Annotated in this window: 12 protein-coding genes; 6 read left to right on the top strand and 6 right to left on the bottom strand. The window is 62.4% G+C overall.

What is annotated here, in order from left to right:
- Positions 1–22: 22 nt before the first annotated feature.
- Positions 23–586 (top strand): peroxidase-related enzyme, encoded by a 564-nt coding sequence (locus tag X771_RS146560; RefSeq protein ID WP_023688854.1) that lies wholly within the window; start codon positions 23–25, stop codon positions 584–586.
- A 26-nt stretch (positions 587–612) separates the two neighbouring features.
- Here X771_RS146560 and X771_RS146565 read toward each other — a convergent pair whose 3' ends face one another.
- The gene (locus tag X771_RS146565; protein WP_023688853.1) at positions 613–1,224 is read right to left on the bottom strand and encodes a LysE family translocator; all 612 of its coding nucleotides are present in this window, start codon (positions 1,222–1,224) and stop codon (positions 613–615) included.
- Between the two features lie 137 nt (positions 1,225–1,361).
- Between X771_RS146565 and X771_RS146570 the strand changes: the two genes are divergently transcribed.
- Positions 1,362–2,396 (top strand): L-idonate 5-dehydrogenase, encoded by a 1,035-nt coding sequence (locus tag X771_RS146570; protein WP_023688852.1) that lies wholly within the window; start codon positions 1,362–1,364, stop codon positions 2,394–2,396.
- Positions 2,397–2,738: 342 nt separating this feature from the next.
- A complete protein-coding gene (locus X771_RS146575; protein WP_023688851.1) occupies positions 2,739–3,365 on the top strand; it encodes a DUF1062 domain-containing protein in 627 nt (208 codons plus the stop codon).
- Between the two features lie 17 nt (positions 3,366–3,382).
- Here the strand turns inward: X771_RS146575 and X771_RS146580 are convergent, their stop codons facing one another.
- The 3 genes from X771_RS146580 to typA all read right to left on the bottom strand — a co-directional run bounded on the left by X771_RS146580 (position 3,383) and on the right by typA (position 6,461).
- A complete protein-coding gene (locus X771_RS146580) occupies positions 3,383–3,589 on the bottom strand; it encodes a hypothetical protein (protein WP_023688850.1) in 207 nt (68 codons plus the stop codon).
- 52 nt (positions 3,590–3,641) lie between these two features.
- Entirely contained in the window at positions 3,642–4,388 is a 747-nt protein-coding gene (locus tag X771_RS146585; RefSeq protein WP_023704967.1) for a hypothetical protein, read from the bottom strand.
- A gap of 243 nt (positions 4,389–4,631) precedes the next feature.
- Positions 4,632–6,461 carry a translational GTPase TypA gene (gene typA, locus X771_RS146595; protein ID WP_023681424.1) on the bottom strand — a complete coding sequence of 610 codons (1,830 nt, stop codon included), beginning with the start codon at positions 6,459–6,461 and terminating at the stop codon, positions 4,632–4,634.
- A 143-nt stretch (positions 6,462–6,604) separates the two neighbouring features.
- On the opposite strand from typA, the gene X771_RS146600 reads away from it, so the two are divergent.
- Positions 6,605–6,937 carry a hypothetical protein gene (locus tag X771_RS146600; RefSeq protein ID WP_023688847.1) on the top strand — a complete coding sequence of 111 codons (333 nt, stop codon included), beginning with the start codon at positions 6,605–6,607 and terminating at the stop codon, positions 6,935–6,937.
- Positions 6,938–7,037: 100 nt separating this feature from the next.
- On the opposite strand, the gene X771_RS146605 is transcribed toward X771_RS146600, so the two are convergent.
- Positions 7,038–8,321 (bottom strand): MFS transporter, encoded by a 1,284-nt coding sequence (locus X771_RS146605; protein WP_031202809.1) that lies wholly within the window; start codon positions 8,319–8,321, stop codon positions 7,038–7,040.
- Positions 8,322–8,394: 73 nt separating this feature from the next.
- Here X771_RS146605 and X771_RS146610 point away from each other — a divergent pair, with 73 nt between their 5' ends.
- Together X771_RS146610 and X771_RS146615 are read left to right on the top strand one after the other, a co-directional pair.
- On the top strand, positions 8,395–9,012 hold the full coding sequence (locus X771_RS146610; protein ID WP_023688845.1) for a TetR/AcrR family transcriptional regulator: 618 nt from the start codon (positions 8,395–8,397) through the stop codon (positions 9,010–9,012).
- 255 nt (positions 9,013–9,267) lie between these two features.
- Complete coding sequence (locus X771_RS146615) at positions 9,268–9,864, top strand: hypothetical protein (protein ID WP_023688844.1); 597 nt, start codon at positions 9,268–9,270, stop codon at positions 9,862–9,864.
- Between the two features lie 227 nt (positions 9,865–10,091).
- On the opposite strand, the gene ppa is transcribed toward X771_RS146615, so the two are convergent.
- Positions 10,092–10,625: an inorganic diphosphatase gene (gene ppa, locus X771_RS146620; RefSeq protein WP_023668623.1), complete on the bottom strand. Its 534-nt coding sequence runs from the start codon at positions 10,623–10,625 to the stop codon at positions 10,092–10,094.
- Between the last annotated feature and the right edge of the window lie 121 nt (positions 10,626–10,746).

Here is a 10,746-nt window from a genome sequence, read left to right as displayed (position 1 = left end):
GGTGAACCAGGAGGGAGACCCCATGTCCGGCAAAATCAGCGCACTTGACCTCGGTATCGCGGAACTGAGCGAGGCGACAAAAGCCTATTTCGCCAAATGCGAGGAAAAGCTCGGCCTGGTTCCCAACGTGCTTCTTGCCTATGCCTTCGACGAGAAGAAGCTGCGCGCCTTCACCGACACATACAATGATCTGATGCTGGGTGAATCCGGCCTGTCGAAGCTGGAACGGGAGATGATCGCGGTCGTCGTCTCATCGATCAACCATTGCTATTATTGCCTGACGGCGCATGGCGCGGCGGTGCGCCAGCTCTCCGGCGACCCGTCCTTCGGCGAGATGATGGTGATGAATTTCCGCGCCGCCGATCTTTCACCGAAGCAGACGGCGATGCTCGAATTCGCCGTCAAGCTGACGGAAGAGCCGGCAAAGATCGTCGAGGCGGACAGGGCAGCACTGCGCAACGCCGGCTTCACCAACCGCGACATCTGGGACATCGCCTCGACCGCCGCCTTCTTCAACATGTCGAACCGCGTGGCGGCGGCCATCGACATGCGGCCGAACGACGAATACCACGCCATGGCGAGGTGAAAGTTTCCTTCTCCTCGCAGGAGAGGTCAACGCGCCGCGATGGCCCCGGCAGCGCCGGCCATCGTCGTGGCGCTGATGCGGTTGGCGATCTTCATGGCGCGCTTGCTCTTCAGCAGTTTGCGCGCCTGTGAGGCCGCGACGACCCAGGCGAGATCGATGGCGATCAGAACCACCGCCATCGTCGCCGTCAGTTCGACCCAGCCGATGACACTCACCGAAGCGAGGTCGATGATCGTCGGCAGCAGCGCCAGATAGAACATCATGATCTTGGGATTGCCGAGCGTCACCGCCATGCCGGCAAAGAACAGTTTTGCCGGCGAATCCTCGCGCGGCATCTCGCCTTCTTTTGCGTCGACAGGTGCGGTCCACATCTTGAAGGCGAGGTAGGCGAGGTAAGCGACGCCGATCCATTTCACGACGACGAAGGCGAAATGGAAGGTCTGCGCCACGACCGCCAGCCCGAACACCGCCAGCGACAGCCAGATGGCCTCGCCGATCCACATGGCGAGCAGGAACGGAAACACGTCACGAAAGCCCTTCGAGATGACGCGGGCAACCAGTGCGGCGATCGATGGGCCGGGCGAGCCGGCGGCAACGAAGAGAGCGGCGGCGAAGATCAGCAGCGAGGTGAGGTGCATGGCGGAGCCTTCGTTGGATGGCAAATGATATCCGGTCGGCGTCAATTTGGCACCCCTCTGCCTGATGGGCCAACGAACGCGACACATTTCGGAGATCGGACTTGCCCGTGCCAGCGGTTTGAGAAAGGATCGCGGCCGTGAAATCAATCGTCATCCACGCCGCAAAAGACCTGCGCATCGAAGAGACCGATTCGGGCGCGCCTGGCGCCGGACAGGTCGAAATATCGGTCGAGGCCGGCGGCATCTGCGGCTCGGACCTGCACTACTACAACCATGGCGGCTTCGGCGTGGTGCGCCTGCGCGAGCCGATGATCCTCGGACATGAGGTCGCCGGCACGGTGAAGGCGCTTGGCGCCGGCGTCTCCAGCCTCGTGGTCGGCGACCGCGTCGCGATTTCGCCCAGCCGGCCCTGCAATGCGTGCCGCTACTGCCTGCAGGGCGTGCAGAACCAATGCCTCGACATGCGATTCTACGGCAGCGCCATGCCGATGCCGCACATACAGGGCGCCTTCCGCCAGCGCCTCGTCGCCGAGGCTTGGCAGTGCCACAAGATCGCCGACCATGTCTCCATCAACGAAGCCGCCTTTGCCGAGCCGTTCGCGGTAACGCTGCATGCCGTCAACCGCGCCGGCTCGCTGCTCGGCAAGCGGGTCTTGGTCACCGGCTGCGGGCCGATCGGTGCGCTCAGCATCCTTGCCGCACGTGTCCACGGCGCGCGTGAGATCGTCGTCACCGATGTCATGGACGCGGTTCTGGCCAAGGCCAACGAGATCGGCGCCGACCGCACCATCAATGTCGCCACAGATGCCGACAAGCTCGCTGGCTACAATGTCGAGAAGGGCAGTTTCGACGTCATGTTCGAATGCTCCGGCAATGAGCGCGCGGTGCGAGCCGGGCTCGATGTGCTGAAGCCGCGCGGGGTGCTCGTGCAGCTCGGCCTAGGCGGCGACATGTCGCTGCCTCAGAATCTCATCGTCGCCAAGGAGATCGAAATGCGCGGCTCCTTCCGTTTCCACGACGAGTTCGCGCTGGCCGTCGATCTGATCAACAACCGTCGCGTCGACGTTAAGCCGCTGCTGACCGGCATCTATCCGATGGACGAGGCGGTTGCGGCTTTCGAGATCGCCGGCGACCGCAACAAATCGATGAAGGTACAGATCGCCTTCGCCTGAGCAGGGCGAGACACCCTATGAACCTTGCCCGCTCGGCATCTTGCCGCTAGAAGAACCGTCCCGACATTCATTTCGAGCTTCATTTTGCCTCAGTAACCGCCGGTCTCGCCAACTCCCCTGATCACGCTTGGCAGGGCGCCGCATTAAGCGGTGCCTGCTCCATTTCACGTGTTCCTCAGGCGGCGGTTCGAGACCGGTTTGGCACTGCTGAACCGTTGTCTCGCGCGCTTTGCCGCCCGTGACAGCTGATTTCCGACATAGCTAGCTCTCGCCACGCCGTGCCCGCATGGGCATCTCGCCATTGCCGACCTGAAGAACTTCCACACTGGAAGGTCTTCCGGCTTGTCCCAACATCTCGCTATCCACTGGGCAATCACGCCCGAAATCGCGCCTCGACCTCTGATCCACTGCAACCGCTGCGGCGCCGTGAAAGCCTATCGCTGCAGCGACAAATTCCGCGTCAACGCCAATGGCAAGCGAATCGACGTGTGGCTGATCTATCGCTGCATCGACTGCGACAATTCGTGGAATTGCGGCATTTTCGAACGCTGCAACCGCCGCGACATCGAACCCGCGCTGCTGGCAGCGCTCGAAAGCAACGATCCGGCCCTCGCCCGCCGCCATGCCTTCGATGTCGTGGCGTTGCGAAACCGGGTCGGCCGCGTCGAGGAGTTTCCCGATGTCGCCGTTCACAAACACCGGCTCGGCGGCGAAGGCCGACCCGCAGCCGCGCTTGAAATCAGGCTTGGGCTGGAAATGCCGACATCGCTGCGGCTCGACCGTCTGCTCGCCGGCGAACTCGGCATCTCGCGGTCGCGGCTTCAGGCACTGGAGGAGAAGCTGGTGTTGACCGTCTTTCCGGAGGGAGCCAAGGCTTTGCGCAAGCCGGCTCGCGAGGGGACGACCATCCGCATCGACCTAGCCGGCGAAGCGGATCGCGCAGTCATCATCTCGGCGGCCGGAGGATGAGCCGCTGCGGCCAGGGGTTAATCGCTCTCTTCAGAGGTCGAAGCGATCAAACCCTTGGCCGCTTCGAGATCGCTGTCGGCGACCTGCACATGGGTCAGGCTTTGCCCGCTCGTATCGAGATGCGCCGAAAATGCATAAATCCCGTAGGCTTGAAGCATCGATATGCAGACCGCGGCCTCGGGCCGATTGTCGAATACCGCAGCCGTGACCAGTTTGTCGCTCATTGCGCGCCCTTAAGCTGCACCGACCACCTTGGCCGACCTTTCGAAACGCATCCTATACGGCTTCCAACTCCTTGGCATTTTTCCGTCGTTCAGACGCGCCAAGGAACCGCAGAGGAAAAGTAAGCATCCATAGATTGGGATGTGCCCTGCGCATCATTTTCCATGCGTAGCGGTCTGCCTGCTTTTCCTGATCGGGGTCTTGTCCCATTTCGACATGCTGCAGCGCATGGTGGCCTATTTCGTGATAGAGCGTTTTCTCGATCATGAATCTGCGAAATGCGTTGCCAATCCAATGTTTGGATGGGCGTCGCCAGACAATCTCGATGACCGATACTGTCTGGAGGTAAGTGCCGGCGAACTCGGGTTCGGGGATTTCCGGGATTATATAGATTCGCGAAATGCCAATCAGATCGGCTGCAGGTACATTTGCAAGCCAGTGGCCAATGTGCCGCGCCGCCTCCAAACCACTGTCGAGCTTGCCATGCTCCAGAACAGTGATGTCGCCAACTGAAGACCGCAGCCAGTCGTCCATCGCAAAGCGAACGATGCTGCGGAGCGCAGCGCGCATAAGGGGAGTTATCGGTCCTGCAAGCGAATCCGAAATATATCGTCGAGATGCATCTTCGTTAATATCGTGCAGGGCAGTAGCGAGGCCCGCCACAACCGTTGAAACTTCGCGATGGGAAACCTTACCCAGATCGATCTTTGCCAGCTCATACTCGATCGCCGGCAGTGCCGCGTTGCCAAATCCAACAAGCTTTTTGTGGGCTGCGAGCCTTCGCCGCGTGTCGTCTTGCATAAGACTCCGCACGAAATCCCGAACGGCATTTCGCACACCCGTTTCCTCGCCTCCACCCACAGCTAGCATACCGTGCGGAGGAGTGAGAGGAACGAGAATATCATGACACTATGAGCTTCCGCTGTGGTCCTTTGAAGAGACACCGCTGGGCTGGCTGGGCGCCAGGCTGCTCCCAGTGGGAAGCCTGTCCCATTCGGCGAGACGATGGGTTGGGTCGTCCCCATCTCGCCAAAACAAAAACCGTTACGCCGCGCCGACCACTTTGGCCGACTTCTCGAAGCGCTTGCGCTCGTTCGGGTCGAGATAGAGCTTGCGCAGGCGGATGGTCTTCGGCGTCACCTCGACCAGCTCGTCGTCCTGGATCCAGGCCAGCGCGCGCTCCAGCGTCATGCGGATCGGCGGCGTCAGCTTCACCGCCTCGTCCTTGCCGGCGGCGCGGATGTTGGTCAGCTTCTTGCCCTTCAGCACGTTCACTTCGAGGTCGTTGTCACGGCTATGGATGCCGATGATCATGCCCTGATAGACCTTGACGCCCGGGTCGATGACCATCGGGCCGCGGTCTTCGAGGTTCCACATGGCATAGGCCACTGCCTCGCCCTGTTCGTTGGAGATCAGCACGCCGTTGGTGCGGCCCGGCAGTTCGCCCTTGTAGGGCTGGTAGGCGTGGAACAGCCGGTTCATCACGGCGGTGCCGCGCGTGTCGGTCAACAGTTCCGACTGGTAGCCGATCAGTCCGCGCGTCGGCGCGTGGAAGACGATGCGCTGACGGTTGCCGCCCGAAGGCCGCAGCTCGACCATCTCGGCCTTGCGCTCCGACATCTTCTGCACGACGATGCCGGCGTGCTCCTCGTCGACGTCGATGACGACTTCCTCGACCGGCTCCAGCAATTCACCGTTCTCGCCCTTCTGCATGACGACGCGCGGACGCGACACGGCGATTTCAAAGCCTTCGCGGCGCATCGTCTCGATCAGCACGGCCAGCTGCAATTCGCCGCGGCCGGAAACGAAGAACGAATCCTTGTCGGGCGATTCCTCGATCTTGAGCGCGACATTGCCTTCGGCTTCTCGCAGCAGGCGGTCGCGGATGACGCGGCTGGTCACCTTGTCGCCTTCAGTGCCGGCGAGCGGCGAATCATTGACCAGGAAAGACATGGTCACGGTCGGCGGATCGATCGGTTGCGCATGCAACGCCTCGGTCACCGCCAGGTCGCAGAACGTGTCGGCGACGGTGCCTTTGGACAGGCCGGCAATGGCGACGATGTCACCCGCCTGCGCCTCTTCGATCGGCTGGCGCTCGAGGCCACGGAAAGCGAGGATCTTGGAGATGCGGCCGGTTTCGATCTGGGTGCCGTCATGGTGGAGCACCTTGACCGCCTGGTTGGACTTCAGCGTGCCGCTCTCGATACGGCCGGTAATGATGCGGCCGAGGAATGGATTGGCTTCCAGGATGGTGCCGATCATGCGGAACGGGCCGGGATGAACGGTCGGCTCCGGCACATGCTTGATGACGAGGTCGAACAGCGGCGCCAGGCCCTGGTCCTTCGGGCCTTCCGGATTTTCCGAGACCCAGCCATCGCGGCCAGAACCGTAGAGGATCGGGAAGTCGAGCTGCTCGTCGGTGGCGTCAAGCGCTGCAAACAGGTCGAACACCTCGTTGACCACTTCGACGTGGCGGGCGTCCGGACGGTCGATCTTGTTGATGACGACGATCGGCTTCAGGCCGACCTTGAGCGCCTTGCCGACGACGAACTTGGTCTGCGGCATGGGGCCTTCGGCGGCGTCGACCAGCACGATCGCCGAATCCACCATCGACAGGATGCGCTCGACCTCACCGCCGAAATCGGCGTGGCCGGGCGTGTCGACGATGTTGATGCGGGTGTCCTTCCAGTCGACCGAGGTCGCCTTGGCCAGGATGGTGATGCCGCGTTCCTTTTCGAGGTCGTTGGAATCCATGGCGCGCTCGGCGACGCGCTGATTGTCGCGGAAGGAACCGGATTGCCGCAGCAATTGGTCGACGAGGGTGGTTTTTCCATGGTCGACGTGCGCGATGATCGCGATATTACGAATTTTCATTTTGTGGTCTCGGGAGCGTTGCAGGCAGCAGGCCAGAAGGCGCCGCCTCTTTCGGTTGCGCGGCTCATACAGGGTTTTTCGCAATTGCGAAAGAGGAGGCGCACCACCAAATACTCATCAAATCTTAAGCATCTCGGTGTGAGATGGTTTTGTTAACCAAGGCGGGAACCTTTCTGGGCCCGGGTAGTTCGAAATTCATGACCGACAAACTCAACCGATTTTGGCCCCTCATCGCTTCGGTCGCATTCGCTGCCGTGCTGGCGGCCAATGCCGCTCAATCGGCCGCCACGGTGAAGGAAGCCAATCCGGCTTCGTCGCCCGACCGGACGGCCGAGCAGATGTTTGCCGACGCCCCTGATGGCGTCGACCCCGTGGTCACCGGCCCGGTCAGCGCCTCTTTCAAGCAGAGGCAGCGGGTTGCAGGCTGCGACAGCGCGGTGTGGCCGACGATTCCGACGGTTTGCTACCCGGACTGACGGCTGCCCATTCCAGGCGTAGCGATCCTTCGCACCGACCCATAGGCTTACGCCGACCGCACCGGATCGAGCGTCACCAGGGGGTGATTAGTACCGCGCCTTACGCCGCTTGCGGCTCCGGATCGAAAGCCGGCCTGCTCGTATTGATCAGCAGCGACAGACACGCAGCCACGATCGCCGTCATGCCGGCGATCAGGAAAGCCAGCTCGTAATTGCCCTGCAGTTCGCGCATGGTGCCGCCGAAGGCGGCGGCGGTGGCGGCGCCCACCTGGTGGCCGGCTACGATCCAGCCGAACACGATCGGGCCGCTGCGGTCGCCGAAGGCCTCGTTGGCGAGCCTGAGCGTCGGCGGCACGGTGGCGATCCAGTCGAGACCGTAGAGCACGGCGAAGATGATCAGGCTGGTCGCCGAGAAGCCGGAATAGGGCAGATAGATCAGCGCCAGGCCGCGAATGCCGTAGTAGACGCCGAGCAGCTTGCGCGGGTCGAAACGGTCGGTGAGCCAGCCCGACAAAGTCGTGCCGATCAGGTCGAAAATCCCCATCAGTGACAGCAGGCCCGCGGCCCGTACCTCGGGGATGCCCATGTCGCCGCAGAAGGAGATCAGATGCGTGCCGACCAGCCCGTTGGTGGTGAAGCCGCAGATGAAGAAGGTGGCGAACAGATACCAGAAGACGCGGGTGCCGGCGGCGCGGCGTAGCGTGTTCAGCGTATGCGCCAGGAAATTGCCTTGCGATGCCGGCGACACCGGCGGCACGTCATCCGCCCCGGCGCCATAGCGCACCATGCCGATCGAAGCGGGACGCTCCGGAACCAACAGCCAGACCAGCGGCAGAAGACAGGCGGTGGCGATCGAGACGGCGGTAGCGACGGGCTGCCAGCCGCCCGACTGGGCGAGCGATGCCAGCAGCGGCAGGAACACCAACAGGCCGGTGGCGCTGGAGGCCGACATAAGCCCCATCACCAAGCCGCGATTGGTCTTGAACCAGCGGTTGACGATGGTGGCGCCGAGCACGGTGGCGACCGCGCCGGAGCCGATGCCGGAAAACACGCCCCAGGTGAGGAACAGGTGCCAGGGCTCGGTCATCAGCAGGCTGAGCGCGGTCGAGCCCGACATGATCACAAGCGAGGCAAGCAGCGTGCGGCGCAAGCCGATACGCTCCATCAATGCGGCGGCAAACGGCCCGGTCAGGCCGTAAAGGAAGATGCCGATCGCAGCGGCAATCGAAACCGTATCGCGCCCCCAGCCGAAGCTTTTATCCAACGGCAGCATCATCACCGAGGGTGCGGAACGAAGCCCGGCCGCGATCAACAGGCAAAGGAAGATGACGCCAACCACGACGAAAGCGTAGCGCTGGCCAAAGGGACGGGATTGAGCTATCATGTTACTGACCGGTACGTTGCAGGGTGAGGACATGTATACGTACCGATCGGTAACACGTCAATCGAGTCATACCATGCCAACGGACAAAAATAATGAACTGACCATCAAGGACGGTCATGCAGCCGCACCGCCCAAGGCTGCCAAGAAAATCCTCGACGTGGCCTACGACCTGTTCTACCGCCGCGGCATCCGGGCGATCGGCGTCGACGAAATCGTCAAGCGCGCCGGCGTCACCAAGCCCAGCCTCTACCGCAGCTTTCCCTCCAAGGACGAGCTCGCCGCTTCCTATCTCAGGCAATATGACCGTGAGTATTGGGAGCGTTTCGACGAAGCCGTGGCTGCCCATCCCGGCGACCCGCGGGCACAGCTCAGGGCTTTTCTGACTCGCGTCGGCAAGCGCACGCAAAGGCCGGACTATCGCGGCTGCGGCATGACCAACGCGGCGGTGGAATATCCCGAACATGGCCATCCGGCGCGTGTCGTCAGCGAGGCCAACAAGCAGGAGTTGCGCCACCGCCTGCGCGCCATGGCCGCAGCGATGGGCGCTAAAGACCCTGACACGCTCGGCGACGGCCTGCTGCTGTTGATCGAAGGCGCCTATATCAGTGGCCAGCTCTTCGGCCTCGGAGGCCCGGCGGCGGCGGTCGCCCACAACGCCGACCTGCTGATCGAGGCGAGCTTGAAGAAATAACATTTCGAACGTTGGCGCCGCCCCTCACCTGCCGGCATCCTTTCCCGGAAATGGGGCGAGGAACGCTCTCATCACGATTTCGCCAATTGCCAGCGTTGCAAGGTTGTCGCCAGCGGCGCAGCCGGCCACTTTCTCCCGTTCAGGGGGAGAATTGCCCGGCAGGGCGATTTGGGCGGCGCCAACGTTGAGATTGGCACGCTAGGCCGGCCGCAGATTTGGCGATAGGCTGGGGCGAACTTCACGGGAGACGTCCGCATGCGAACCCTGCTGCTTGTTCCATTCGCCCTCGCCGCCCTATCCCAAACCGCCCATGCCGACGGCATATCAAGCGTCTACACCGACCTCGACTCGCAAAAGGACTGCGTCACCTATGCGCAGGCGCAGGAAGGCGACGGCGAATGGGCCGAACTCGCCTGCTCCGGCTATCGTGGCTATCCCGTGCTGATCGCCTATGACGACGCCCGTGAATCGCTGTTCTACGGATTTCCGCCCGGCGGCGAGATGACCTCGGTCTGGGAGAGCTTTTCCGGCTTCAACTCGTCCGGCGCCAAGGTCGAATGGCGCATCGAGACCAAGGGCGACGTTGCCGTTCCCTTCGCGGTGATCCACCGCCGCTCGATCAGCAATCCCGAGGATGAGAACAAGCCGACCGAAGTGCTGCTCGTCGCCAAGGTCGCCCAGATGGAAGCCCGCGACGGCTGCACCATCGGCCTCGTGCTCGCCACCGGCAACCCTCAGGCCAACGACCAGGCGCGCAAGCTGGCGGACGAAAAGGCGAAGAGTTTCGCCTGTGGCAAGGACAAGCACACCGTCATCGGCAACGTGCCGGCGTTTGGTCGGGTGGATAACTAGCCACGTGGGTGCAAGGCACCCCCCTCTGCCCTGCCGGGCATCTCCCCCTCAAGGGGGGAGATTGGCAGCTTCGCTGGCGGCGCTTTTCTTTCGGCGCTGAAAATTGACGAAAGCCGTTGCGACATCCGATCTCCCCCCTTGAGGGGGAGATGGCCGGCAGGCCAGAGGGGGGTGCCTCGCGCTGGCGTTTGCCGCTTACTTGAACGAGACGCAGGCCTCTCTCGGCGCTACTTCGCCGCCTTCGCCCGTGCGATCGCGTCGACGATCATCTTCTTGGCGTATTTCGAATCGTGCCAGCCTTCGATCTTGACCCATTTGCCGGGCTCGAGATCCTTGTAGTGCTCGAAGAAGTGCTGGACCTGGTCGCGGGTGATCTCGGGCAGCTGCGTGTATTCGGTGACGTTTTCGTAGCGCAGCGTCAGCTTCGGCGAGGGCACGGCAATGACCTTCTCGTCCTGGCCGGCATTGTCTTCCATCACCAGCACGCCGATCGGCCGCACATTGATGACGCAGCCCGGCACCAGCGCGCGCGTGTTGCAGACCAGCACGTCGATCGGGTCGCCGTCGCCCGACAGCGTGTGCGGCACGAAACCGTAATTGCCGGGGTAGCGCATCGACGTATGCAGGAAACGGTCGACGAACAGCGTGCCGGCCTCCTTGTCCATCTCGTACTTGATCGGCTCGCCGCCGATCGGCACCTCGATGATGACGTTGATGTCCTCGGGCGGGTTCTTTCCGATGGCAATGGCTTCGATTCGCATGGCTTAAATCCCTCTCTCGATGTCCAAGATCGATAGCGGGCGGCGCGGCATGGTGCAATGCGGCGATTGGTGCGAAGCGCTAACGGAAGCGCACGGTTTATGATGATTTGTAACCGAGGCC

Origin of the sequence: Mesorhizobium sp. LSJC269B00, from assembly GCF_000502815.1 — a bacterium.
Taxonomy (GTDB): domain Bacteria; phylum Pseudomonadota; class Alphaproteobacteria; order Rhizobiales; family Rhizobiaceae; genus Mesorhizobium.
This window is presented reverse-complemented; position numbering and strand designations above follow the sequence as displayed.

What these genes read in the sequence shown, in the direction of transcription:
- X771_RS146605 (WP_031202809.1), bottom strand. Translation starts at nt 8,321, where the DNA reads ATGATAGCTCAATCCCGTCCCTTTGGCCAGCGCTACGCTTTCGTCGTG.
- X771_RS146600 (WP_023688847.1), top strand. Translation starts at nt 6,605, where the DNA reads ATGGTTTTGTTAACCAAGGCGGGAACCTTTCTGGGCCCGGGTAGTTCG.
- X771_RS146565 (WP_023688853.1), bottom strand. Translation starts at nt 1,224, where the DNA reads ATGCACCTCACCTCGCTGCTGATCTTCGCCGCCGCTCTCTTCGTTGCC.
- X771_RS146610 (WP_023688845.1), top strand. Translation starts at nt 8,395, where the DNA reads ATGCCAACGGACAAAAATAATGAACTGACCATCAAGGACGGTCATGCA.
- typA (WP_023681424.1), bottom strand. Translation starts at nt 6,461, where the DNA reads ATGAAAATTCGTAATATCGCGATCATCGCGCACGTCGACCATGGAAAA.
- X771_RS146585 (WP_023704967.1), bottom strand. Translation starts at nt 4,388, where the DNA reads ATGCAAGACGACACGCGGCGAAGGCTCGCAGCCCACAAAAAGCTTGTT.
- ppa (WP_023668623.1), bottom strand. Translation starts at nt 10,625, where the DNA reads ATGCGAATCGAAGCCATTGCCATCGGAAAGAACCCGCCCGAGGACATC.
- X771_RS146560 (WP_023688854.1), top strand. Translation starts at nt 23, where the DNA reads ATGTCCGGCAAAATCAGCGCACTTGACCTCGGTATCGCGGAACTGAGC.
- X771_RS146615 (WP_023688844.1), top strand. Translation starts at nt 9,268, where the DNA reads ATGCGAACCCTGCTGCTTGTTCCATTCGCCCTCGCCGCCCTATCCCAA.
- X771_RS146580 (WP_023688850.1), bottom strand. Translation starts at nt 3,589, where the DNA reads ATGAGCGACAAACTGGTCACGGCTGCGGTATTCGACAATCGGCCCGAG.